The organism is Burkholderia seminalis DSM 23518 (assembly GCF_902832885.1).
Taxonomy (GTDB): domain Bacteria; phylum Pseudomonadota; class Gammaproteobacteria; order Burkholderiales; family Burkholderiaceae; genus Burkholderia; species Burkholderia seminalis.
On sequence record NZ_CADFDK010000010.1, the window covers coordinates 140,278 to 162,990 of the forward strand.

The window sequence follows — 22,713 nt, forward strand, 5'->3', positions numbered from 1 at the left end:
AACCTGTCGAATGGACGAATGCGGCTGGCGGACATCCTGCTGCACGTCGCCGCGCGTCCCGACGGGAGATTCGGGACGAACCGCAAAGTATACGCGAAGCGGGACGGGTTTCCGTGCCGTTTTCGGGGCCCGATCAGCTGAAGGCGCGCTTGATCCGCGAGCGCAGCAGCGCGCGCTTCAGGCGGCCTTCCACGGCCGGCGTGTCGAGCGTGATGTTCGGGCCGGCGGGCTCGCCGCGATGCAGGTAGTAGCGGTCGAACGTCGCCTGGGTCATGCCCCATTTATTGAGAAACTGGCGGCGGCCGTCGTTCTTGACGATCTTGCCCGTGCTTTTCTGCTGGAAGTGATAGACGAGGCTGTCGCCGACGCCGAGGAAGATCCGGCAGCCGGCGTCCCAGAATTTCATCGAGAAGTCGTTGTCGCTGCTCATGCCGGGCGACAGTTCGCTGCTGTAGCCGCCAATGCGGTTCCACCAGTCGCGGTGCACGAGCGTCGGCGGCCAGGTCGACCCGAGCCAGTCCGCGCGGGCGAGCTTCGGCGTCGCGGCGACGAGGCCCGCCGCGTCGAATTGCTCGGCGTCACGGCCGAAATTGCTGACGACGACGCACGGGTTGCGCGTGTCGACCGGCTCGACCATCGTGCCCGACAGCATGAAGAGATCGGTCGGCATCTGCTCGATACGGCGCACGAGGGCCGTGTCCCAGCCGGGGCAGCAGAACATGTCGTCGTTCATGTAGACGACGTAATCGCGCGTCGCCCGGGCGGCGGCCAGGTTCACCGCATGGCAGATGCCGATATTGGCCGGTGACGCGGTGTGTTCGATGCCTTCGCCGCGCACCCAGTCGAGCGTGCCGTCCGAGCCGTCGTTCACGTGCACGATGATCTGGTGATCGTACGCGGAGTGGCGGCGCAGGCTGTCGACGACGAGCTTGAGGTACGGCAGGTTGTTCCAGGTCGGAATGATGATGGAGAACATGGCGGTCGGATTCGGTGGTCGTCGTGGCGGGCGGCGGCGCCTTCGGGCGGGCACGCGCGGCGCGGGCAGCCCGGCATTGTAACGCCGGGCCGCCCGCACGCCGGCGGTGTGCGGGGCGGGCGCTCAGCGCGCGGCTTCGTGGCCGAGCTTCAGGAAGCGGTAATACACGGTTTCCGCGTTGAATACGGCGATCATGAAGCCGGCGCGACCGTCGAGGAACCCGCGCCGCAGCACGTAGGTGCGCACGAACGCCCACGCGCCGCGCGCGAGCGCCTTGCCGAAGCCGCCGCGCTGGCCGGCCGCGCGGCGCTGGCGCGCGCCGGCCGTCGAATACGCGTCGAGCTTGCGCACGACGGTCTCGAAGTCCTCGTACGAATAGTGCATCAGCTTGCCGGCCAGGCGCTGCGCGGCGCCGTCGAACACGAGGCGCTCGTGCACGAGGTCGTCCGAGAACCGCGCGGTGCCGCGCCGGAACAGGCGCGGCACCCAGTCCGGATACCAGCCGCTGTGATGGATCCACTGGCCGCAGAAGCTCGACAGCCGGTCGACCGCATAGACCTGCGCGGCCGGCGCGCGGATCGCGTCGCGAATCGACCGGGCGAGTTCCGGCGTGACGACTTCGTCGGTGTCGAGCGACAGGATCCAGTCGGTGCCGAGCGCGTCGAGCGCGCGGTTCTTCTGCGGGCCGAAGCCCGGCCAGTCGCGCTCGACGATCACGCGCGCGCCGTGCGCCTGCGCGATCGCGACGGTATCGTCGGTGCTGCCGCCGTCGATGACGACGACGTCGTCGGCGAACGACAGCGCGCCGAGGCACTGCGCGAGCCGCGCGGACGCGTTGAGGGCGATGAGGGCGACGCCGAGGGAGGGTTCAGCCATGAAATCGTCGGAAAGGCGGTGAAAACGGTGAGCGGCAGTATACCCGCGGCCCGGCCGCGGGCCGCATCGTCCCTGCCCGTGCCGGCGGGGGCGGTGCGGCTATAATGTTGAGCCCTTTTAGGCACCCGCCCGACAGGGGCGAACGCCCGGGCGGCCACGCGCCGGGCGCCGCATCGCGGCTCAAGAAGGATTGCCTTGGAAACCCAGAACACACTTCGCAAACCGATGGACGGCACCGGCACCTCGCCGGTCACGGTCCTCAAGCGCCTGTGGCCGTACATCCGGCCGCTGATCGGCATCGTGGTGCTCGCCGTGATGACGATGGGCGTCGTCGCGGCCACCGAGGCCGGTATCCCGGCGCTGCTCAAGCCGCTGCTCGACCACGGTTTCGGCGCGCACGGCAGCGACAACGCGAAATGGTACGTGCCGATCGCGGTGATCGGCCTCGCGCTCGTGCGCGGCGTGTCGCAGTACACGTCGAATTACCTGCTCAACTACGTATCGAACCGCATCCTGCTGCAACTACGGCTCGAGATGTTCCAGCGGATGCTCCACACCGGCGCGTCGTTCTTCCAGCGCGAAACCGCCAGCACGGTGATCAACGCGATCGTGTTCGAGGTCAACCAGATCCTGTCGGTGCTGACCGGCGTGATGGTCACGCTCGTGCGCGATTCGCTGACCGTGATCTTCCTGCTCGGCTATCTGTTCTACCTGAACTGGCGGCTCACGCTGATCGTCGCGGTGATCCTGCCCGGCATCGGCTGGCTCGTCAGCAAGATCAACCGCCGCCTGCGCCGCCTGAACCGCGAGCACCAGACGCTCACCAACGAGTTGTCGTACATCGTCGAGGAGACGGTCGGCGGCTACAAGGTCGTCAAGGTGCACAACGGCGAAGCGTACGAGATGGACCGCTTCACGACGATGAGCAAGCGCCTGCGCGGCTACGCGATGCGCATGACGATCTCGGGCGGCCTCGCGCAGCCGCTCACGCAGTTCCTCGCGTCGATCGCGCTCGCGGTCGTGATCACGATCGCGGTCGTGCAGTCGTCGAACGACCAGACGACGGTCGGCGGTTTCGTCGCGTTCGTCACGTCGATGCTGCTGGTGATCTCGCCGCTCAAGCACCTGATCGACGTCAACCAGCCGCTGCAGCGCGGGATGACGGCCGCCGAGCTGATCTTCGGGCTGATCGACGAGCCGGCCGAACCGCAGGGCGGCGGCCGGCCGCTGGCGCACGCGCGCGGCGAGATCGAATTCCGCAACGTGTCGTTCGACTACGGCGCGGCCGAACGGCCGACGCTCGACCGCATCTCGTTCAAGGTCGCGCCGGGCGAGATGATCGCGCTGGCCGGCCCGTCCGGCAGCGGCAAGACGACGCTCGTGAACCTGCTGCCGCGCTTCTTCGACCCGACCGACGGTGCGATCCTGGTCGACGGCGTGCCGGTTTCCGACTACGACCTCCATGCGCTGCGCGGCCAGATGGCGATGGTCAGCCAGGACGTCGTGCTGTTCAACGACACGATCGCCGCGAACGTCGCGTACGGGCAGACGCCCGATCGCGCGCGCGTGCAGGCCGCACTCGAGGCCGCCAACCTCGCCGATGCGGTCGCCGCGATGCCCGAGGGCCTCGACACGCTCGTCGGCGGCAACGGGATGCGGCTGTCCGGCGGCCAGCGCCAGCGGCTCGCGATCGCGCGCGCGATCTACAAGGACGCGCCGATCCTGATCCTCGACGAAGCGACGTCGGCGCTCGACTCGGAATCGGAGCGCCACGTGCAGGCCGCGCTCGAACGGCTGATGGAAGGCCGCACGACGCTCGTGATCGCGCACCGGCTGTCGACGATCGAGCGTGCGGACCGCATCCTCGTGCTCGAGGCAGGCAAGATCGTCGAGGAGGGCAGCCATGACGAACTGCTGCGCCACGGCGGCCTCTACGCGCACCTGCACCGGATCCAGTACCAGCAGCAGGCCGCGTAACGCGCGGTCATGCGGCCGCGCGGTGCCGTGTGCTAGTCTTCATCGGGCAGTTCGAGTGGTTTCGTTCGACGTGACGACACGGAGGGGAGCGCGATGAGGAAGATGCACGGGATGATGCTGGCCGCGATGATCGCGGCGGGTTGCGCCGCGCCGGCCGCGATGGCGCAGGACCACGGCAACCACGACGACCGGGGCGGCCACGGCATGCAGCATGGCCACGGCCCGAAACACATGCCGCCCGGCCAGATGCGCCATGAGGACGACGTGCCGCCGCGCTGGGCCGACCAGCCGCGCCGCGAGTGGCACAAGGGCGACCGGCTTCCCCCCGAATTCCGCGATCGCCAGTACGTGATCGACGACTGGCGCGGCTATCGCCTGAGCCCGCCGCCGCGCGGCTATCAATGGGTTGGCGTCGGCGGGGATCACCTGCTGGTGCAGATCGGTTCCGGCATCGTGCTGCGGATCGGCGACTGACCTTGCCGAGCGCCCGGCACGTATCGCGATGCCGCGATGCGCGCCGGGCAGCCGCGTCACTTCGCTTGCGCGCGGCGGAACCAGCGCCGCTCGATTCTCGACATCACCCAGCACACGCCCAGCGCACAGACGGTGCCGAGCGTCACTTCGCCGAGCCGCACCAGCGGGATGTCCCACAGCGGGCCGTTGCCCGGGAACAGCATCACGATCGTCGCGGTCACGCCGCCGAGCCGTGCCGCGCTGCCGACGTTCAGGCACCAGCAGCAGACGATCACGACCGCGACCGTGATCGCATACGTGACGAGGCGATCGCCGCCGACCGCCGCACCGGCGAAGCCCAGCATGCCGCCGACCATTGCGCCGATGAACTGGTCGCGCGACAGCGACATCGTGTCCGAGTAGTTGTGCTGCGTGACGGCGATCGCGGTGATCGCCGCCCATACGGCCTGCTCGGTATGCATCGCGCGGCCGATCGCATACGCGAGGCACGCGCCGCAGACGGCCTGGAGCGCCATCAGCCCGCCTTGCGCGAGCCGTTCGCTGAATGACAGCCCCTTGAACAGATCGAAGATCGACTGCTGGATCTGCTGGCGGGCTTCGTTGAGTGTCCTGATCGTATCCATCGTGAGTCGGCCAAGAAGCGGGTAACGGCGGCGCGCCGCGTTCAGTGCGCCTGTTCGGGCGAGGCGGCAGCCGGCTCGTCGGTTGCCGCCTCGCCGTTTGCGACACGCGTTTCGGGCATCACGAGCCAGACCAGCAGCACCGCGAGCGCGCCGGCGCCCGCGAGCCCGAAGAAGCTGACCGCGTTGCCGAAGTGATCGGCGACGTAGCCGGCCGCGGCCGTGCTGAGGGTCGCGCCGATTCCGGCCGCGAGCCCGAACAGCCCGATGCACAGGTTGTAGCGGCCCTTGCCGCCCGCGACGTCGGCCGCGATCAGCGGCAGCATCACGCCGAACACGGCGGCGCTGATGCCGTCGAGCATCTGCACCGGCACGAGCAGGTACGGGCTGCTCACGCCGGCGAACAGCAGCGCGCGCACGGGCAGCGCGGAGAAGCCGAGCAGCAGGATCGGCCGGCGCCCCCAGCGTTGCGCGGAGCGGCCGACCCACGGCGACAGCATCGCGACGATCGCCTGCGGCACGATGATGCGCGCGGCGATCACGAGCTGCACGTTTTCGCCCATCCCGGCCGTGACTTCGCCGGCCGCGAGGTTCAGCATCGCCGCGTTCGACAGGTGGAACAGCACGACGCACGCCGCGAAGATCAGCATCCGGCGGTCGCGCAGCAGTTCGAGCAGCGTTTCGCGTTCGCCGGTTTCGTCGTGGTGATCGTCGGGCTTCGACGATTGCGGGATCACTTCGTGGGTCGGCTGGATCATCGCGAGCGCGAACAGCGCGGGCAGCGCCAGCACGGCGGTCAGCCAGAACACCGCGCGCGCGGAGAAGTATTCGCCGGTGAGCCCCATCAGGCCTGCCGCGACCGCACTGCCGATCGATGCCCAGCGCGCGTTGCGGCCGAGCCGGTCGCCGAGGTCGGCGCGGCCGACGAGCGAGAACGAGATCGCGGCCATCGCCGGCACGAGCATGCAGCTCGCGAAACCGTGGAATACCTCGGCGGCGATCACCGGCACGATCGTCGGGCTCGACGCGAGCAGCACCGCCGACAGGATGATGGCCGCGATCGCCCAGGCGGCCGCGCCTTTCTTGTTCTTCAGCGCATCGACGGCCGCGCCGCCCGGCACCTGGCTGACCATCGCGCTGATCGTGCCGATCGACAGCACCATGCCGATTTCGCCCTGCGTCCACTTGTGCGATGCGAGGTAGGACGCGATGAACGGGCCGAAGCCGGTTTGAACGTTTGCAACGAAGAAGTTGAGCCAGTCGAGGGACCGCAGACTGCGTACGCTGACGGAATGCTTGATCGTCATCGGGCAGCACTCGCAGAGGAAGCCGGGGCCGGCGCGACGGGCGGGTAGACCGCGACGACCGGCTTGTCGGCCGCGTAGGGCGGCGACGCCTTGATCTGCGCGTCGTTCAGGTCGAGCTGCGGGTGCAGCGCCTTGTCGCGCGTGACGAAGCGCAGCGCGCCCCAGCTCGCGGCGATCGAGCGGCGGTCGGTGTTGACGAGGCCGCCGAGGTCGAGCACGACCGCCTGCGGCTGCGCGGCGCGGTCGATCAGCACGTCGACGATGCGGCCGATCTTCGTGCCGTTCGGGCGCTCGACGTCGCTGTCGAGCATCGGCAGCCGCGTCGCGGGCGACGCCGCGGCCGAACCCGACAGCGGCACGGCCTTCGGCCGCGCGGCCGGCGGCAGGTCGCCCGACGGCACGTCGAGCACGATCGGCTCCTGTTTGCCGCCCGGCGTGAAGCGGAACACGTTCCACGGGAAGACGACCTTGCGGTCGCCGACGCCCATGAAGCCCTGCAGGTTGACGATCATCTCGCGCGGCTTGCCGCTTCCGTCCACCACCATGTCGACCGCGCGACCGACCACCTTGCCGTTGCGGCGCGCGACTTCGCTGTCGAGCAGCGCGTGGATCTGGGTGCGGTCGAGCGGGCGCGTCGCGACGATCGGCGGGGGCGGCGGCGGTGGCGGTGTCGGCGATTCGGGCCGCTGCACGGGCTTCGGCCGCGTCACTTCGCGGTGCGGCTTCTTCGGTGCTTCCGGTGCCTCGGGTTGCGTCGGCGCCGGCACGGGCGGCATCGTCAGCGGCTCGCCGGCGGTTTCCTCGATGGGCTCGACGAGCGCCTCGCTGATCGGCGCGGGCGGGTTCTGGACCGGCAGCAGCCCGCAGCCGGACAGCAGCGCGACGGCGGCGAGAATCAGGAAGACCGTCGAGGACGGCAACGACTTGCGGGATGCGGGAAACGGAAGTCCGCCGCTCATTGACACTCACTCCATGGGTCGGGGGCGGCCCGAGGGCACGCGGCTGGCGATGGATGGCGGGTGCGGGCGGCGCACCACGCGAGGTGAGAGTTTAACGTGTCTTGCTTTCAGGACCGATTTCGACGGCTTGTCGCAGGCTGACCGTCGGGAAAAGGAAGGGATCGGTGGCGGGCGAGGTGAAGCGAAGCGCGGCGCCGCGGCGCCCGGTCATCGGCGACGATGCGGGCGCCGCGCATGGCCCGATGCGCGGCGCAGGAAACCGGAAGGTCAGGCGTCCGGATACCACGCGTCGGTGAAATCGCTGACCTTGACGTCCGTCAGTTCCGGACGGGCGGCCAGCCAGCCGCGCACGAGCTCGCGATCGGCGTCGGTCGTCGTGCCGCGCGGCGCGCCGGAGATCACGTAGGCGCCGATGCCTTCGTCCGCGGATGCGACGGTCATCAGCCCGTTCGCCTCGACGAAGTCGATGAACGCGTCGATCAGTTCGCCGCGCGCGAGATCGGTCATGTCGTTGCGGTAGTGCGCGGTGGCGTTGAACGCGAGTTCCTGGAACTCGCCGATATGGAGTTTCTTGCGCTGGCGGCGGTTGTGGCCTTGGCTCATGGTGGGTGATGAATGCGAAAAGGGGTGAATGAAAGGGCGGCGGCGGGCGCCGGCGCGACAGGCGCGAGCGGCCCGGGCACCGCATCCGGACGCCGCGCGGCGATGCCGGCGGCGCAGGGGCGGAGCGCTACATCAGCACGATATCGTACTGCTCCTGACTCAAATTCGACTCGACCTGCAGCGATACCGGCTTGCCGATGAAGTCGATCAGCATCGCGAGATGCTGCGACTCTTCGTCGAGGAACAGGTCGATCACCTGCTGCGCGGCGATCACGCGGAATTCACGCGGATTGAACTGCCGCGACTCGCGCAGGATCTCGCGCAGGATGTCGTAGCACACGGTGCGCGACGTCTTGACCTGGCCCTTGCCCTGGCAGGTCGGGCACGGCTCGCACAGCACGTGCGCGAGCGATTCGCGCGTGCGCTTGCGCGTCATCTCGACGAGCCCGAGCTGCGAGAAGCCGTTGACCGTCACGCGCGTGCGGTCGCGCGACAGCGCCTTCTTCAACTCCGACAGCACCGCGTCGCGATGCTCGGCGTTCTCCATGTCGATGAAGTCGATGATGATGATCCCGCCGAGATTGCGCAGCCGCAGCTGGCGCGCGATCGTATGCGCGGCCTCGAGATTGGTCTTGAAGATCGTGTCGTCGAAGTTGCGCGCGCCGACGTAGCCGCCCGTGTTCACGTCGATCGTCGTCATCGCCTCGGTCTGGTCGATCATCAGGTAGCCGCCCGACTTCAGGTCGACGCGGCGCGACAGCGCACGCTGGATCTCCGTCTCGATGTTGTACAGGTCGAACAGCGGCCGCTCGCCGGTGTAGTGGTGCAGCTTCGGGCTCACGGCCGGCGTGAACTCGCCCGCGAATTCCGCGAGGCGCTGGTACGTCTCGCGCGAATCGACCTGGATGCGCGTCGTGTCGTCGTTCGCGAAATCGCGCAGCACGCGCTGCGCGAGATCGAGATCCTGGTACAGCAGGCTCGTCGCCGGCAAGCGCTGCGCCTGCGCGACGATCGTCGCCCACGTCTTGCGCAGGTACGTGACGTCGCCGGCCAGTTCGTCGGAGGTCGCATCCTCGGCGATCGTGCGCACGATGTAGCCGCCTTTCTCGTCCGGCGGGATCACGGCCGTCAGGCGCGCACGCACGGCCTCGCGCTCGGCTTCGCTCTCGATCTTCTGCGAGATGCCGATATGCGGCTCCTGCGGCAGGTAGACGAGCGTGCGGCCCGCGATACTGACCTGCGTCGACAGCCGCGCGCCCTTCGTGCCGATCGGATCCTTGATCACCTGGACCATCAACGTCTGGCCTTCGAACACGATCTTCTCGATCGGCTGGTGCGGCGTGCCCGACTGCGGTTCGCCGGCGAGGCGCGGATGCCAGATATCGGCGACGTGCAGGAATGCCGCGCGCTCGAGGCCGATGTCGATGAACGCCGACTGCATGCCCGGCAGCACGCGCACGACCTTGCCGAGATAGATGTTGCCGACCCGCCCGCGCGACAGCGTGCGCTCGACGTGAAGCTCCTGCACCGCGCCTTGCTGCACGAGTGCGACCCGCGTTTCCTGCGGCGTGAGGTTGATCAGGATTTCTTCGTTCATGGTGGGCTTCAGAAGGCGACACGCGCGGTGCGCAACAGCGCCGCGGTCTCAAAAAGGGGCAGACCCATGATACCCGAATGGGAACCGTCGATCCGCTCGATGAATTCGGCGGCGCGTCCCTGGATCGCATACGCGCCGGCCTTGCCGAACGGCTCGCCGGTTTCGACGTAACGCGCGTAGGCGTCGCGCGACGCGGCCGCGAAACGCACCGACGAGCGCGACAGCGCGGGCGGCAGCAGTTCGCCGCCGGCATCGATCACGGCGACGGCGGTCAGCACCGCGTGTTCGCGGCCCGCGAGGCGCATGAGCATCGCGAGCGCGTCGTTCGCGTCGGCCGGCTTGCCGAGGATCGCGCCGTCGATCGTCACGGTCGTGTCGGCGACCAGCACCGGCGCGGCCGGCTTGCCGCTCGCGACGAGGCGCGCACGCGCGGCCTCGGCCTTCGCGATGGTCACGCGCCGCACGTAGGCGTCGGCGGCTTCGCCGGGCAGCTCGGCCTCGAGCGCTTCGGCATCTTCGTCGGGGCGCGGCAGCAGCAGTTCGAAGCGAACGCCGATCTGCTGCAGCAGCTCCTGGCGGCGCGGGCTTTGCGAAGCGAGGTAAAGGATCGGGAAAAGCGCGGGGGACGTGCTGGACGGCATGGTGTCGTTATCTCGGTGTGCGCGCGCGGCGCGCGTCTCGAGGACGACACGTCATGCGCGGTGGTAGGGGTGATTCTGCGTGATGCTCCACGCCCGGTAAAGCTGTTCGGCGAGCAGCACGCGCACCATCCCGTGCGGCAGCGTCATGCTCGAGATGCGCAGCAGCACGTCGGCGCGCGCTTTCAGTTCCGGATCGAGCCCGTCGGCGCCGCCGATCACGAACGCGACGTCGCGGCCGTCCTGCTGCCAGCCGGGCAGCGCCTGCGCGAGCTGCATCGTGGTCCAGTCGCGGCCGCGCTCGTCGAGCGCGACGAGGCGCGCGCCCTTCGGCAGCGCGGCTTCGATCTTCTGCCGCTCGGCCGCCATCACGCTTTCGGCGCTGCGGCCGCCCGAACGCAGTTCGGGCTTGATTTCGCGCAACTCGATGCGCAGCTCGGGCGGCATCCGCTTCGTGTATTCGTCGAAGCCGGATGCGATCCAGCCCGGCATCTTGTGGCCGACCGCGAGGATGAAAAGCTTCATCGGAACACGCGTGACGGCTTAACGGCGGCGGGCGGCCGTCTTGCGCGCCGGGCGTGCGGGCGCGGCTTCCTCGTCGTCCTCGTCGCCTTCGCTGGCCGTGGCAAAGCCGTTCGGGCCCTTGTCGCCGCCGAGCTTCATCCGCACGGGCTTGTCGCCCCAGATTTCCTCGAGGTTGTAGTACTGGCGCAGGGCCGGCTGCAGGATGTGCACGACCGCGTCGCCGCAATCGACCAGCACCCATTCGCCGGTGTCTTCGCCTTCGGAGCTGACGATGTCGCCGCCGGCTTCCTTGACCTTGTCGCGCACGCTCGAGGCGAGTGCCTTGGTCTGGCGGTTGGACGTGCCCGATGCGACGACCACGCGGTCGAACAGTTCGGTCAGGTGGCTGGTGTTGAACACCTTGATGTCTTGCGCCTTGACGTCTTCGAGGGCGTCGACGATCACGCGCTGCAGTTTGCGAATATCCATGGATTCAGGAATGGTAGAGGCGATGTTGAAGAATATAGGCCCATACGGCGGCCGGCACATGCTCGGCCGACGCATCGGGCATTTGCGCATGGCGCGCGATGCATTCGCGCAGGTGCGCGCGGATGTCGGTCGCGGCGATGTCGAACGAAAGGGTCGTATCGATCAGCAGGTGGCCGGCCGGCGTGGCCTTCAGCACGTCGGCGCCGGCCTGCCGCGCGGCGATTTCCCGCGCGACGTCCGGCGGCGCGGTGCCCAGGTCGAAACCCGGGCGCGTCGACACGCAGATGTGCGCGAAGTCGAACAGCTTGCGCCAGTCGCGCCACGTGTCGAGCCGCACGAGCTGGTCGGCGCCGATCAGCAGCGACAGCGAGGCATCCGCACCGATGCGCTCACGCCAGCGCGCGAGCGTCTCGACCGTGTAGGTCGGGCCGGCGTGCTCGATCTCGTCGGTGGCGACGGTCACGGTCACGCCCGGCAGGGACAGCGAGCCGGCGGCCGCGCGCGTCATCGCGAGCCGGTGCTCGGCGGCCGACACGTCGCGCTTCTGGTACGGCTGCCCGGCGGGCAGCAGCACGAGTTCGGTCAGGCCGAGCAACTCGGCGAACCGGCGCGCGAGCGCGAGATGGCCGTCGTGGATCGGGTCGAAAGTACCGCCCAGCAAGCCGATACGACGCGGCAGCGGGGCGGGGCGGGCGGTGGTGTCCAGAAACGCGTCCTTTCCTTGGGGCAGCGGGGCGCGCGGGCTCACACCCAGTCGCGCGGCACGATGAAGTCGCTGTACAGGCGCGCTTCGGGCGTTCCCGGCTCGGGCTGCCAGTTGTAGCGCCAGTTCGCGACCGGCGGCATCGACATCAGGATCGACTCGGTCCGGCCGCCGCTTTGCAGGCCGAACAGCGTGCCGCGGTCGAACACGAGGTTGAATTCGACGTAACGGCCGCGGCGATACGCCTGGAAGTCGCGCTCGCGCTCGCCGTACGGCAGCCCGGCGCGGCGCTCGACGATCGGCAGGTAGGCCTGCAGGAACGCATCGCCGACGCTTTGCATCAGGTCAAACGAGCGTTCGAAACCGGGCTCGGAGAAATCGTCGAAGAAGATCCCGCCGATGCCGCGCATTTCGTTGCGGTGCTTCAGGAAGAAATACTCGTCGCACCATTTCTTGAAGCGCGGGTAGAGTTCGGCGCCGAACGGGTCGAGCGCATCCTTGCAGGTCTGGTGGAAATGCCGCGCGTCGTCCTCGAAACCGTAAACGGGTGTCAGATCCATGCCGCCGCCGAACCAGAACACGGGCGCCTCGCCCGGTTTCGTCGCGATCAGCATCCGCACGTTCATGTGGACGGTCGGGCAGTACGGATTGCGCGGGTGCAGTACCAGCGACACGCCGAGCGCCTCGAAGCCGCGGCCCGCGAGCTGCGGGCGCGCCGCGCTCGCCGACGGCGGCAGCGCGTCGCCCGCGACGTCGGAAAAGCCGATCCCCGCGCGTTCGAACACGCGGCCGCCTTCGAGAATCCGCGTGCAGCCGCCGCCGCGCAGGCGTTCGGCCGGCCCGCGCTGCCACGTGTCGGTCGCGAGCGGCGTGCCGTCGAGCGCACCGAGCGCGTCGGCGATGCGTGTTTGCAGGCCCTGGAGGTACGTGCGCACGCGCGCCACGTCGTAGGTCGAATCGGTCATGTCTGGACTGGGCGCCCCCGCCCGAAGCGGGGGCCGTAAAAAAAGGCCTCTGCCGGGCATTCTATCGAACCCCGGCAGAGGAGCCGCCGCCGCGCGGGGGCGGGGCGGCGATTGCGACGTCACGCGCTCTTGCGGTTGAGCGCGCGGAAGCCGATGTCGCGGCGGTACTGCATGCCTTCGAAATTGATCTGGTTGATCGTGTCGTACGCATGCTGCTGCGCTTCGCGCACGGAATCGGCAAGGCCGACCACGCACAGCACGCGGCCGCCGGACGTCACGAGCTTGTCGCCGTCGCCGAGCGTGGTGCCCGCATGGAACGTCACGGCCTGCTCGGTCTCGGCCGGGATCCCGTTGATGCGGTCGCCCTTGCGCGGCGCGTCCGGATAACCGTGCGCGGCCAGCACGACGCCGAGCGCGGTGCGACGGTCCCAGTCGAGCTCGACCGTGTCGAGCGTGCCCGCGATCGCCTGCTCGACGACCTTCGAGAAATCGCTCTTCAGGCGCGCCATGATCGGCTGCGTTTCCGGGTCGCCCATCCGGCAGTTGAACTCGAGCGTGCGCGGATTGCCGTCCTTGTCGATCATCAGGCCCGCGTACAGGAAGCCCGTGAAGCGGATGCCGTCCTTCTCCATCCCGCGCACGGTCGGCATGATGATCTCGCGCATCACGCGTGCGTGCATCTGCGGCGTGACGATCGGCGCGGGCGAATACGCGCCCATGCCGCCGGTGTTCGGGCCGCGGTCTTCGTCGAGCAGGCGCTTGTGGTCCTGGCTCGAAGCCAGCGCCAGCGCGTGCTTGCCGTCGACCATCACGATGAAGCTCGCTTCCTCGCCGTCGAGGAATTCCTCGATCACGACGCGCGCGCCGGCATCGCCGAGCTTGTTGCCCGACAGCATCATGTCGACGGCGGCGTGCGCTTCTTCCAGCGTCATCGCGACCACGACGCCCTTGCCGGCCGCGAGGCCGTCGGCCTTCACGACGATCGGCGCACCCTTCGCGTCGATGTACGCGTGGGCGGCGGCCGCGTCGGCGAAGGTTTCGTAGTCGGCCGTCGGGATGCCGTGGCGCTTCATGAACGCCTTCGCGAAATCCTTCGAGCTTTCGAGCTGCGCGGCTTCGCGGGTCGGGCCGAAGACCTTCAGGCCGCGTGCGCGGAACAGGTTGACGATGCCGGCCGCGAGCGGTGCTTCCGGCCCGACGAGCGTGAACGCGACGCCTTCGCTTTCCGCGAAATCGGCGAGTGCGTCGAGCGACGTGATATCGACGTTCTTCAGACGCTCGTCCTGCGCCGTGCCGCCATTGCCGGGCGCGACGTAGACCATCTGGACGCGCGGCGACTGCGCGAGCTTCCACGCCAGCGCATGTTCGCGGCCGCCGGAACCGACGACGAGTAGTTTCATGGGATTCCCCGCAGACTAGAAAACAGGGCGGCCGGCACGCTCAGGCGCGCCGGCCGCGGAATCGGTCGGGCCGCCGCCCGCGACAGGCGAGCGGCGGCCGGCATCTCATTCCTCGACGATGACGGCGTTCGTGTACACGTCCTGCACGTCGTCGAGGTTCTCGAGCGCGTCCAGGAGCTTCTGCATCTTCGCCGCGTCGTCGCCGGTGAATTCGACTTCGTTCTGCGGCTTCATCGTCACTTCGGCGAGTTCGGCCTTGAAGCCGCCGGCTTCGAGCGCGTCCTTCACCTTCGAGAATTCCTGCCAGTCGCACAGCACTTCGATCGAGCCGTCGTCGTTCGTGTTCACGTCGTTCGCGCCGGCTTCGAGCGCGGCTTCCATCAGCGCGTCTTCCGACGTGCCGGGCGCGAACAGGAACTGGCCGACGTGATCGAACATGAACGCGACCGAGCCGTCGGTGCCCATGTTGCCGCCGAACTTCGAGAACGCGTGGCGAACTTCCGCGACCGTCCGCGTGCGGTTGTCGGTCAGCGTGTCGACGATGATCGCCGCGCCGCTGATGCCGTAGCCTTCGTAACGGATCTCTTCGTAGTTCGCGCCGTCCGCGCCGCCGACGCCGCGATCGATCGCGCGCTTGACGTTGTCCTTCGGCATGTTCGCGTCGGCCGCCTTGTCGACCGCGAGGCGCAGGCGCGGGTTCGAGTTGACGTCGCCGCCGCCGAGGCGCGCCGCGACCTGGATTTCCTTGATCAGGCGGGTCCAGATCTTGCCGCGCTTCGCGTCGGCCGCTGCCTTCTTATGCTTGATGTTGGCCCATTTCGAATGACCAGCCATACCTTTCTCCGTGCCCGGGCGCGCGGCGCGGGCGATTGTTTCAGTGTGTCGTTGAGTCGGCGGCCGTGTCGGCGGGCATGAAGCCGCGGGGCCGCGCGTATCGAGTGGATCGTGATTTTATCACGCGGCGACCGCCGGTTCGGGGCCGCCGCGCCTGGCCGAACGGCCGGGCAGGCCGTCGCGGACCGGACCGCGCGCCGCGCGGCCGTGCGGGCACTCAGTTCTTGGTGCCGAACAGGCGGTCGCCCGCGTCGCCGAGGCCCGGCACGATGTACGCGTGCTCGTTCAGGTGCGAATCGAGCGACGCGACGAACAGCTTCACGTCCGGGTGCGCGTCCTGGAACACCTGGACGCCCTCGGGCGCGGCGACCAGCGCGACGAACATGATGTTCGCGGCCGGCACGTTGCGGCGCTTGAGCACGTCGACCGCATGCACGGCCGAATAGCCGGTCGCGACCATCGGGTCGCACAGGATGAAGATGCGGTCTTCGAGGTCCGGCAGGCGCACCAGGTATTCGACCGGGCGGTGGTCCTCGGCGCGATACACGCCGATGTGGCCGACGCGTGCGGACGGCACCAGGTCGAGCAGGCCGTCCGACATCCCGATGCCCGCGCGCAGCACGGGCACGATCGCGAGTTTCTTGCCCGCGATCACGGGCGCGTCGACTGCCACCAGCGGGGTTTCGACCCGTTTGGTCGTGATCGGCAGGTTGCGGGTGATCTCGTAGCCCATCAGCAGCGTGATCTCGCGCAGCAGTTCGCGGAACGTGCGCGTGGACGTGTCCTTGTCGCGCATGTGCGTGAGCTTGTGCTGGATCAGCGGGTGATCGGTGATGAAGAGGTTCGGGAAACGGCTGTCCTGTTTCATGACGGAGGCGCCTTGGCGGCAAAAGGGGATCGGGGCGGCGGCGGGCGAACGCCGGCCGCCGCTTATGGCCGCAATTTTACCAAGGCGCGCCGCATGATCCGGATATTATCGACGTCTCACGACAATCCGCGCGCCGCGCCCGCCCGTTCGCCCGTCCACCGGCGCGGCGGGGCCGTCCCGGCGCGCGTCGCCACCAGGGAGTCGACGATGGATCTCGGTATCGAAGGAAAGACCGCGCTCGTATGCGCGGCGAGCAAGGGGCTCGGTCGCGGCTGCGCGGAAGCGCTGGCCGCCGAGGGCGTGAACCTCGTGATCGTCGCGCGCACGCGCGACACGCTGGAGGAAACCGCGGAGGAGATCCGCGCGGCGTCGAACGTGTCGATCACCCCGGTCGCGTGCGACATCACGACGCCGGAAGGCCGCGCGGCCGCGCTCGCCGCGTGCCCGCAACCGGACATTCTCGTGAACAATGCCGGCGGCCCGCCGCCCGGCGACTTCCGCGACTTCTCGCACGACGACTGGATCCGCGCGCTCGAGTCGAACATGCTGACGCCGATCGAGCTGATCCGCGCGACCCTCGACGGGATGATCGCGCGCCGCTTCGGCCGCATCGTCAACATCACCAGTTCCGCCGTGAAGGCGCCGATCGACGTGCTCGCGCTGTCGAACGGCGCGCGCTCGGGGCTGACCGGCTTCGTCGCGGGGCTGTCGCGCAAGGTCGCGGGCCAGGGCGTGACGATCAACAACCTGCTGCCGGGGCTGTTCGACACCGACCGGATCGCGACCACGCTCGCCGCCTCGGCGCGGGCGCAGGGCGTGACGGTCGACGACCTGCGCGCGCGGCGCACGAAGGACATCCCGGCCGGCCGCCTCGGCACGCGCGCCGAATTCGGCGCGGCATGCGCGTTCCTGTGCAGCGTGCATGCCGGCTACATCACCGGGCAGAACTGGCTGCTCGACGGCGGCGCGTATCCGGGCACGTTCTGACGCGCGGCTTTTCGATTCACGATCACGACAACAACCGGACGACGAAGGAACTGGAGATGAGCAAACCCCGCATCGCATTGATTGCGCACGACGCGAAGAAGGACGAGATCGTCGCGCTCGCGGGCGAATACCGCGCGACGCTCGCGCAATGCCGGCTGGTCGGGACGGGCACGACGGGCGGCCGCATCGCGGCCGCGCACGGGCTCGAGGTCGAGCGCAAGCTGTCGGGCCCGCTCGGCGGCGACCTGCAGATCGGCGCGGAACTGGCCGAGGGCCGCGTCGACATCGTCGTGTTCCTGCGCGATCCGATGACCGCGCAGCCGCACGATCCCGACATCACCGCGCTCGTGCGCGCGTGCGACGTGCACGACGTGCCGGTCGCGACCAACGTCGCCACCGCGCGGATGCTGCTCGACGACCTGGCGCGCACCATGCAGGACGTGTGCTAGGCGCGGGCCGCGCCCGATTGCCCCTGCCGGCGGCAGGGCCATGCACGCACGGCGGCAACGCGCGAGAATCGTGCGTCTCGATGCGCACCCGCAGCCCGGTTCCTGGATGAACCGGCCGGCCCGCGCATCGGCGACCCGGATTTTTTCCTGACCGATAGACAGACGAGGAGCGAAACGATGCCGAAAGCAATCCGATACGACCAGCCGGGCGGCCCGGAGGTGATGAAGTGGGTCGATGTCGAGGTCGGCGAGCCGCAGGCGGGCGAAGTCCGCATCCGGCAGCACGCGGTCGGGCTCAACTACATCGACGTGTATTTCCGCACCGGCCTTTATCCGCAACCGCTGCCCGGCGGCCTCGGGATGGAGGCGGCGGGCGAGGTGACGGCCGTCGGCGACGGCGTGACCGCGTTCAAGGTCGGCGACCGCGTGGCGTATGTCGGGCAGCCGCCCGGCGCGTATGCGCAGGAGCGCGTGATGCCGGTCGGGCGGCTCGTGAAGCTGCCGGACGGCATCGGCTACGACGATGCGGCATCGGTGATGCTGCAGGGCCTGACCGCGCACTACCTGCTGCGTCGCACGTACCCGGTGAAGGCCGGCGACACGATCCTGATCCACGCGGCGGCCGGCGGCGTCGGCCTGCTCGTGTGCCAGTGGGCGAAGGCGCTCGGCGCGACCGTGATCGGGACGGTCGGTTCCGACGAAAAGGCCGCGCTCGCGAAGGCGCACGGCTGCGATCACCCGATCGTCTACACGCGCGAGAACTTCACGCAGCGCGTGAAGGAGATCACGCACGGCGCGGGCGTGCCGGTCGTCTACGATTCGATCGGCAAGGACACCTACATCGGCTCGCTCGACTGCCTCGCGCCGCTCGGTTATTTCGTCAGCTTCGGCAACGCGTCGGGCCCGCTGCCGCCGATCGATTCGAAGGAGTTCTCGTCGCGCGGGTCGCTGTTCTTCACGCGACCGACGCTGTTCTCGTACATCGCGAAGCGCGCCGATCTCGAATCCGCGGCCGCCGAGCTGTTCGACGTGATCCTGTCGGGCAAGGTGAAGACCAGCATCAACCAGCGTTATCCGCTCGCGGAAGTCGGCCGCGCGCATGCCGAGCTCGAAGCGCGCAAGACCACCGGCTCGACGATCCTCGTTCCCTGACCCGATTCTCCGTGCCGGCGCCGCGCCGGCACGCGCCCTCGCGGGCGGCGCCCCGGCGCCGCCCGTCCCGCCTTCCGGTTCGCTTCGTCCGCGTGTTTACACGTTTTTTATATCCGCCCCGATACCTTTGACCCGTCCTTTACGTGCGTTCCCATAAGGTTCTAGTCGTCTGATTTCGACGACGGAGAACACAAAAATGGATGGGGTTTTCATCGGCGCTCTGGTGCTCTTCACCACGCTGATCCTCGGCTTGGTTGCCGGTTGCGACAAGCTCGTGCAATACGGTCGCGGGGGGCGGGCATGACCTGGATGCTTTGGCTGGCGGGCGCCTCGACGGCCCTGCTGTTCGCGTATCTCGTCTTTGCGCTGCTGCGCGCGGAGGACATCGAATGAACGCGAACAACCTGTTGCAGACGCTGCTGTTCATCGTCGTGCTGCTCGCGGCGGCCGTGCCGGTCGCGCGCTACCTGAGCGCGGTGATGGACGGCAGCTCGCGCGTCGTGCGCGTGTTCGGGCCGCTCGAACGCGCGCTGTACCGCATTGCCGGCGTCGATGCCGGCAGCGAGATGAACTGGAAACAGTACGCGATCGCGACGATCGCGTTCAACGCGCTCGGCGCGCTGTTCCTCTACGGCCTGTTGCGCCTGCAGGGCCTCCTGCCCGGCAACCCGCAGCAATTCGGCGCGATGACGGTCGACGGCGCGTTCAACACGGCCGTCAGCTTCGTCACCAACACGAACTGGCAGGACTACACGCCCGAGCAGACCGTCAGCTACCTGACGCAGATGCTCGGCCTGACCGTGCAGAACTTCCTGTCGGCGGCGACCGGCATCGTCGTCGTGATCGCGCTGATCCGCGGCTTCGCACGTCACACCGCGCAGACGATCGGCAACTTCTGGGTCGACCTGACGCGCGTGACGATGTACGTGCTCGTGCCGATGTCGGTCGTGATCGCCGCGCTGCTGATGAGCCAGGGCGTGATCCAGAACATGAAGGCCTACCAGGACGTGCCGGTGCTGCAGACGAGCACCTACGCGGCGCCGAAGCTCGACGCGCAGGGCAATCCGGTGAAGGACGACAAGGGGAATGCGGTCACGGTGCCGACGCCGCTGACCAGGCAGACGCTCGCGATGGGTCCGGTCGCGTCGCAGGAAGCGATCAAGATGCTCGGCACCAACGGCGGCGGATTCTTCAACGCGAACTCCGCCCATCCGTACGAGAACCCGACGCCGTTCGCGAACTTCATCCAGATCTTCGCGATCCTGATCATTCCTGCCGCGCTGTGTCTCGTGTTCGGCCGCATGATCGGCGACCGCCGGCAGGGCATCGCGGTGCTCGCGGCGATGACGGTCGCGTTCGTGATCGCGATCGGCGTCGAGGTGAATGCCGAGCAGGGCGGCAACCCGACGCTCGCCGCGCTGCACGTCGATCAGTCGGCAAGCGCGCTGCAGCCGGGCGGCAACATGGAAGGCAAGGAAACGCGCTTCGGCATCGCGCAGACCGGCATCTTCACGGTCGCGACGACGGCCGCGTCGTGCGGCGCGGTCGACACGATGCACGATTCGCTGACGCCGCTCGGCGGCCTCGTGCCGATGCTGCTGATGCAGCTGGGCGAGGTGGTCTACGGCGGGGTCGGTTCGGGCCTCTACGGGATGCTCGTGTTCGCGCTGCTCGCGGTGTTCGTCGCGGGCCTGATGATCGGCCGCACGCCGGAGTACGTCGGCAAGAAGATCGAGGCGTACGAGATGAAGATGGTGTCGATCGTCGTATTGCTCACGCCGCTGCTCGTGCTGGTCGGCACGTCGATCGCCGTGCTCGCCGATGCGGGCAAGGCCGGCATCGCGAATCCCGGCCCGCACGGCTTCTCGGAAATCCTGTACGCGTTCAGCTCGGCCGCGAACAACAACGGCAGCGCGTTCGCGGGCCTGACGGTCGGCACGCCGTTCTACAACTGGATGACCGCGATCGCGATGTGGTTCGGCCGCTTCGGCACGATCGTGCCGGTGCTGGCGATCGCCGGTTCGCTCGCCGCGAAGAAGCGCATCGCGGTGACGAGCGGCACGCTGCCGACGCACGGTCCGCTGTTCGTCGTGCTGCTGCTGGGCACCGTGCTGCTGGTGGGCGCGCTGACCTACGTGCCGGCGCTCGCGCTCGGCCCGGGCGTCGAGCACCTGATGATGTGGCTGGGCGCATGACGCGCGGCGACACGTTGAAAAGACTGAAGAGATTGAAGAGATCGCAATGACTCAACATTCCGCAACACGGTCCATGTTCGATCCGGCGCTGCTGCGCCCGGCGATCGTGGACTCGTTCAAGAAACTCACGCCGCGCACGCAGTTCCGCAACCCGGTGATGTTCTGCGTGTACGTCGGCAGCATCCTGACCACGATCCTGTGGATCGCGGCGCTCGCCGGCCAGGCCGAGGCGCCCGCGGGCTTCATCCTCGCGATCGCGCTGTGGCTGTGGTTCACCGTGCTGTTCGCGAACTTCGCCGAGGCGCTTGCCGAAGGGCGCTCGAAAGCGCAGGCCGCGTCGCTGCGCAGCGCGAAGAAGGACGTGATGGCGAAGAAGCTCAACGAGCCGCATCCGAAGTCGCCGATCCGCGTCACGACCGCGTCGGATCTGCGTAAGGGCGACGTCGTGCTGGTCGAGGCCGGCGACGTGATCCCGGCCGACGGCGAGGTCGTCGACGGCGTCGCGTCGGTCGACGAATCGGCGATCACCGGCGAATCCGCGCCGGTGATCCGCGAATCGGGCGGCGACTTCTCGTCGGTGACGGGCGGCACGCGCGTGCTGTCCGACTGGATCGTCGTCAAGGTCACCGCGAACCCGGGCGAGGCGTTCCTCGACCGGATGATCGCGATGGTCGAAGGCGCGAAGCGCAAGAAGACGCCGAACGAGATCGCGCTGACGATCCTGCTGGTCGCGCTGACGATCGTGATGCTGCTCGCCACGGCGACGCTGCTGCCGTTCTCGATGTTCTCGGTCGATGCGATGAAGGCCGGCCACGTGGTGACGATCACCGCGCTCGTCGCGCTGCTCGTGTGCCTGATCCCGACGACGATCGGCGGCTTGCTGTCCGCGATCGGCGTGGCGGGGATGAGCCGGATGATGCAGGCGAACGTGATCGCGACGTCGGGCCGCGCGGTGGAAGCGGCCGGCGACGTCGACGTGCTGCTGCTCGACAAGACCGGCACGATCACGCTCGGCAACCGCCAGGCGTCGACGTTCGTGCCGGCGCTGGGCGTGACCGAGGAAGCGCTGGCCGACGCCGCGCAACTGTCGTCGCTCGCCGACGAAACGCCGGAAGGCCGCAGCATCGTCGTGCTCGCGAAGGAGCGCTTCAACATCCGCCAGCGCGACATGGCGCAACTGCACGCGACGTTCCTCGGCTTTTCCGCGCAGACGAGGATGAGCGGCGTCGACCTGCCGGGCCGCGAGATCCGCAAGGGCGCGGCCGACGCGATCCGCCGCTACGTCGAGGCGCATGGCAGCCGCTTCCCGGAAGACGTGCGCCGCGCGGTGGACGACGTCGCGCGCCGCGGCAGCACGCCGCTCGTCGTGGCCGACCTGCACGAAGGGGCGGCGCGCGTGCTCGGCGTGATCGAGCTGAAGGACATCGTGAAGGGCGGCATCAAGGAGCGCTTCGCGGAGCTGCGCAAGATGGGCATCAAGACCGTGATGGTGACGGGCGACAACCGGCTGACGGCCGCGGCGATCGCGGCGGAAGCGGGCGTCGACGACTTCCTCGCGGAAGCGACGCCGGAAACCAAGCTCGCGACGATCCGCGAGCACCAGGCGGCCGGGCGGCTCGTCGCGATGACGGGCGACGGCACGAACGACGCGCCGGCGCTCGCGCAGGCCGACGTGGCCGTCGCGATGAATACGGGCACGCAGGCCGCGAAGGAAGCCGGCAACATGGTCGACCTCGACTCGAACCCGACGAAGCTGATCGAGATCGTCGAGATCGGCAAGCAGATGCTGATGACGCGCGGCTCGCTGACGACGTTCTCGATCGCGAACGACATCGCGAAGTACTTCGCGATCATCCCGGCCGCGTTCGTGACGACCTACCCGCAATTGCGCGTGCTCGACATCATGCACCTGACGTCGCCGGCGTCCGCGATCCTGTCGGCGGTGATCTTCAACGCGCTGATCATCGTCGCGCTGATCCCGCTCGCTCTGAAGGGCGTCACGTACCGGCCGCTCGGTGCCGCGTCGCTGCTGCGCCGCAACCTGCTGGTCTACGGTCTCGGCGGCGTGCTGCTGCCGTTCCCGTTCATCAAGCTGATCGACATGGCGCTCGCCGCACTCGGCTGGGCCTGAGCCGGCCGT

General features: G+C 68.6%; 23 protein-coding genes. 8 read left to right on the forward strand and 15 right to left on the reverse strand.

The features are described from left to right. Positions 1–133 precede the first annotated feature (133 nt). Positions 134–976, reverse strand: coding sequence for a glycosyltransferase family 2 protein (locus HWX00_RS26590; protein ID WP_034190755.1), 843 nt, complete (start codon positions 974–976; stop codon positions 134–136). Positions 977–1,099: 123 nt separating this feature from the next. Continuing rightward, positions 1,100–1,852: a glycosyltransferase family 2 protein gene (locus HWX00_RS26595; protein WP_034190756.1), complete on the reverse strand. Its 753-nt coding sequence runs from the start codon at positions 1,850–1,852 to the stop codon at positions 1,100–1,102. Positions 1,853–2,077: 225 nt separating this feature from the next. Here HWX00_RS26595 and msbA point away from each other — a divergent pair, with 225 nt between their 5' ends. Together msbA and HWX00_RS26605 are read left to right on the forward strand one after the other, a co-directional pair. Then, positions 2,078–3,829, forward strand: coding sequence for a lipid A export permease/ATP-binding protein MsbA (msbA, locus tag HWX00_RS26600; protein ID WP_034190757.1), 1,752 nt, complete (start codon positions 2,078–2,080; stop codon positions 3,827–3,829). Between the two features lie 93 nt (positions 3,830–3,922). Beyond that, complete coding sequence (locus tag HWX00_RS26605) at positions 3,923–4,303, forward strand: RcnB family protein (RefSeq protein ID WP_034190758.1); 381 nt, start codon at positions 3,923–3,925, stop codon at positions 4,301–4,303. 56 nt (positions 4,304–4,359) lie between these two features. Here the strand turns inward: HWX00_RS26605 and HWX00_RS26610 are convergent, their stop codons facing one another. The 13 genes from HWX00_RS26610 to upp all read right to left on the reverse strand — a co-directional run bounded on the left by HWX00_RS26610 (position 4,360) and on the right by upp (position 15,790). After that, the gene (locus tag HWX00_RS26610; protein ID WP_034190759.1) at positions 4,360–4,926 is read right to left on the reverse strand and encodes an FUSC family protein; all 567 of its coding nucleotides are present in this window, start codon (positions 4,924–4,926) and stop codon (positions 4,360–4,362) included. Positions 4,927–4,967: 41 nt separating this feature from the next. Further along, positions 4,968–6,230: an MFS transporter gene (locus tag HWX00_RS26615; protein ID WP_175028911.1), complete on the reverse strand. Its 1,263-nt coding sequence runs from the start codon at positions 6,228–6,230 to the stop codon at positions 4,968–4,970. Next, entirely contained in the window at positions 6,227–7,189 is a 963-nt protein-coding gene (locus HWX00_RS26620; RefSeq protein ID WP_034190761.1) for a PRC-barrel domain-containing protein, read from the reverse strand. Before HWX00_RS26620 ends, HWX00_RS26615 begins: the two co-directional genes overlap by 4 nt. A gap of 267 nt (positions 7,190–7,456) precedes the next feature. Next, positions 7,457–7,792: a YggL 50S ribosome-binding family protein gene (locus HWX00_RS26625; protein ID WP_034190762.1), complete on the reverse strand. Its 336-nt coding sequence runs from the start codon at positions 7,790–7,792 to the stop codon at positions 7,457–7,459. A 127-nt stretch (positions 7,793–7,919) separates the two neighbouring features. Further along, on the reverse strand, positions 7,920–9,389 hold the full coding sequence (gene rng, locus HWX00_RS26630) for a ribonuclease G (RefSeq protein ID WP_034190763.1): 1,470 nt from the start codon (positions 9,387–9,389) through the stop codon (positions 7,920–7,922). 8 nt (positions 9,390–9,397) lie between these two features. Further along, positions 9,398–10,030, reverse strand: a complete 633-nt coding sequence (locus HWX00_RS26635; RefSeq protein WP_034190764.1) for a Maf family protein — start codon at positions 10,028–10,030, stop codon at positions 9,398–9,400. 51 nt (positions 10,031–10,081) lie between these two features. Then, positions 10,082–10,552 (reverse strand): 23S rRNA (pseudouridine(1915)-N(3))-methyltransferase RlmH, encoded by a 471-nt coding sequence (gene rlmH, locus HWX00_RS26640; RefSeq protein WP_006484265.1) that lies wholly within the window; start codon positions 10,550–10,552, stop codon positions 10,082–10,084. Between the two features lie 18 nt (positions 10,553–10,570). Further along, on the reverse strand, positions 10,571–11,020 hold the full coding sequence (gene rsfS, locus HWX00_RS26645) for a ribosome silencing factor (protein ID WP_034190765.1): 450 nt from the start codon (positions 11,018–11,020) through the stop codon (positions 10,571–10,573). Positions 11,021–11,024: 4 nt separating this feature from the next. Further along, positions 11,025–11,774: a nicotinate-nucleotide adenylyltransferase gene (locus tag HWX00_RS26650; protein WP_376698793.1), complete on the reverse strand. Its 750-nt coding sequence runs from the start codon at positions 11,772–11,774 to the stop codon at positions 11,025–11,027. Further along, positions 11,765–12,688, reverse strand: a complete 924-nt coding sequence (gene hemF / locus HWX00_RS26655) for an oxygen-dependent coproporphyrinogen oxidase (RefSeq protein WP_034190766.1) — start codon at positions 12,686–12,688, stop codon at positions 11,765–11,767. The genes HWX00_RS26650 and hemF overlap by 10 nt, the downstream gene beginning before the upstream one ends. A gap of 119 nt (positions 12,689–12,807) precedes the next feature. Beyond that, positions 12,808–14,088: a phosphoribosylamine--glycine ligase gene (gene purD / locus HWX00_RS26660; RefSeq protein WP_034190767.1), complete on the reverse strand. Its 1,281-nt coding sequence runs from the start codon at positions 14,086–14,088 to the stop codon at positions 12,808–12,810. A 105-nt stretch (positions 14,089–14,193) separates the two neighbouring features. Beyond that, complete coding sequence (locus HWX00_RS26665; RefSeq protein ID WP_034190768.1) at positions 14,194–14,922, reverse strand: YebC/PmpR family DNA-binding transcriptional regulator; 729 nt, start codon at positions 14,920–14,922, stop codon at positions 14,194–14,196. Positions 14,923–15,139: 217 nt separating this feature from the next. Next, complete coding sequence (gene upp, locus HWX00_RS26670; protein ID WP_006478229.1) at positions 15,140–15,790, reverse strand: uracil phosphoribosyltransferase; 651 nt, start codon at positions 15,788–15,790, stop codon at positions 15,140–15,142. A 207-nt stretch (positions 15,791–15,997) separates the two neighbouring features. On the opposite strand from upp, the gene HWX00_RS26675 reads away from it, so the two are divergent. From HWX00_RS26675 to kdpB, 6 genes are all read left to right on the forward strand, one after another. Further along, positions 15,998–16,777, forward strand: a complete 780-nt coding sequence (locus HWX00_RS26675) for an SDR family oxidoreductase (RefSeq protein ID WP_034190769.1) — start codon at positions 15,998–16,000, stop codon at positions 16,775–16,777. A gap of 56 nt (positions 16,778–16,833) precedes the next feature. Further along, entirely contained in the window at positions 16,834–17,226 is a 393-nt protein-coding gene (locus tag HWX00_RS26680; RefSeq protein WP_034190770.1) for a methylglyoxal synthase, read from the forward strand. Between the two features lie 177 nt (positions 17,227–17,403). Beyond that, on the forward strand, positions 17,404–18,378 hold the full coding sequence (locus tag HWX00_RS26685; protein WP_069705567.1) for a quinone oxidoreductase family protein: 975 nt from the start codon (positions 17,404–17,406) through the stop codon (positions 18,376–18,378). 300 nt (positions 18,379–18,678) lie between these two features. After that, the gene (kdpF, locus tag HWX00_RS26690) at positions 18,679–18,771 is read left to right on the forward strand and encodes a K(+)-transporting ATPase subunit F (RefSeq protein ID WP_006752209.1); all 93 of its coding nucleotides are present in this window, start codon (positions 18,679–18,681) and stop codon (positions 18,769–18,771) included. Continuing rightward, on the forward strand, positions 18,768–20,573 hold the full coding sequence (gene kdpA, locus HWX00_RS26695) for a potassium-transporting ATPase subunit KdpA (RefSeq protein ID WP_124609483.1): 1,806 nt from the start codon (positions 18,768–18,770) through the stop codon (positions 20,571–20,573). Before kdpF ends, kdpA begins: the two co-directional genes overlap by 4 nt. A 46-nt stretch (positions 20,574–20,619) precedes the next feature. After that, positions 20,620–22,704 (forward strand): potassium-transporting ATPase subunit KdpB, encoded by a 2,085-nt coding sequence (gene kdpB, locus HWX00_RS26700; RefSeq protein WP_175028912.1) that lies wholly within the window; start codon positions 20,620–20,622, stop codon positions 22,702–22,704. Positions 22,705–22,713 lie beyond the last annotated feature (9 nt).

Excerpts from the sequence above, each read along its gene's own strand:
- HWX00_RS26590 (WP_034190755.1), bottom strand. The coding sequence starts at position 976 with ATGTTCTCCATCATCATTCCGACCTGGAACAACCTGCCGTACCTCAAG.
- HWX00_RS26595 (WP_034190756.1), bottom strand. The coding sequence starts at position 1,852 with ATGGCTGAACCCTCCCTCGGCGTCGCCCTCATCGCCCTCAACGCGTCC.
- msbA (WP_034190757.1), top strand. The coding sequence starts at position 2,078 with ATGGACGGCACCGGCACCTCGCCGGTCACGGTCCTCAAGCGCCTGTGG.
- HWX00_RS26605 (WP_034190758.1), top strand. The coding sequence starts at position 3,923 with ATGAGGAAGATGCACGGGATGATGCTGGCCGCGATGATCGCGGCGGGT.
- HWX00_RS26610 (WP_034190759.1), bottom strand. The coding sequence starts at position 4,926 with ATGGATACGATCAGGACACTCAACGAAGCCCGCCAGCAGATCCAGCAG.
- HWX00_RS26615 (WP_175028911.1), bottom strand. The coding sequence starts at position 6,230 with ATGACGATCAAGCATTCCGTCAGCGTACGCAGTCTGCGGTCCCTCGAC.
- HWX00_RS26620 (WP_034190761.1), bottom strand. The coding sequence starts at position 7,189 with ATGAGCGGCGGACTTCCGTTTCCCGCATCCCGCAAGTCGTTGCCGTCC.
- HWX00_RS26625 (WP_034190762.1), bottom strand. The coding sequence starts at position 7,792 with ATGAGCCAAGGCCACAACCGCCGCCAGCGCAAGAAACTCCATATCGGC.
- rng (WP_034190763.1), bottom strand. The coding sequence starts at position 9,389 with ATGAACGAAGAAATCCTGATCAACCTCACGCCGCAGGAAACGCGGGTC.
- HWX00_RS26635 (WP_034190764.1), bottom strand. The coding sequence starts at position 10,030 with ATGCCGTCCAGCACGTCCCCCGCGCTTTTCCCGATCCTTTACCTCGCT.
- rlmH (WP_006484265.1), bottom strand. The coding sequence starts at position 10,552 with ATGAAGCTTTTCATCCTCGCGGTCGGCCACAAGATGCCGGGCTGGATC.
- rsfS (WP_034190765.1), bottom strand. The coding sequence starts at position 11,020 with ATGGATATTCGCAAACTGCAGCGCGTGATCGTCGACGCCCTCGAAGAC.
- hemF (WP_034190766.1), bottom strand. The coding sequence starts at position 12,688 with ATGACCGATTCGACCTACGACGTGGCGCGCGTGCGCACGTACCTCCAG.
- purD (WP_034190767.1), bottom strand. The coding sequence starts at position 14,088 with ATGAAACTACTCGTCGTCGGTTCCGGCGGCCGCGAACATGCGCTGGCG.
- HWX00_RS26665 (WP_034190768.1), bottom strand. The coding sequence starts at position 14,922 with ATGGCTGGTCATTCGAAATGGGCCAACATCAAGCATAAGAAGGCAGCG.
- upp (WP_006478229.1), bottom strand. The coding sequence starts at position 15,790 with ATGAAACAGGACAGCCGTTTCCCGAACCTCTTCATCACCGATCACCCG.
- HWX00_RS26675 (WP_034190769.1), top strand. The coding sequence starts at position 15,998 with ATGGATCTCGGTATCGAAGGAAAGACCGCGCTCGTATGCGCGGCGAGC.
- HWX00_RS26680 (WP_034190770.1), top strand. The coding sequence starts at position 16,834 with ATGAGCAAACCCCGCATCGCATTGATTGCGCACGACGCGAAGAAGGAC.
- HWX00_RS26685 (WP_069705567.1), top strand. The coding sequence starts at position 17,404 with ATGCCGAAAGCAATCCGATACGACCAGCCGGGCGGCCCGGAGGTGATG.
- kdpF (WP_006752209.1), top strand. The coding sequence starts at position 18,679 with ATGACCTGGATGCTTTGGCTGGCGGGCGCCTCGACGGCCCTGCTGTTC.
- kdpA (WP_124609483.1), top strand. The coding sequence starts at position 18,768 with ATGAACGCGAACAACCTGTTGCAGACGCTGCTGTTCATCGTCGTGCTG.
- kdpB (WP_175028912.1), top strand. The coding sequence starts at position 20,620 with ATGACTCAACATTCCGCAACACGGTCCATGTTCGATCCGGCGCTGCTG.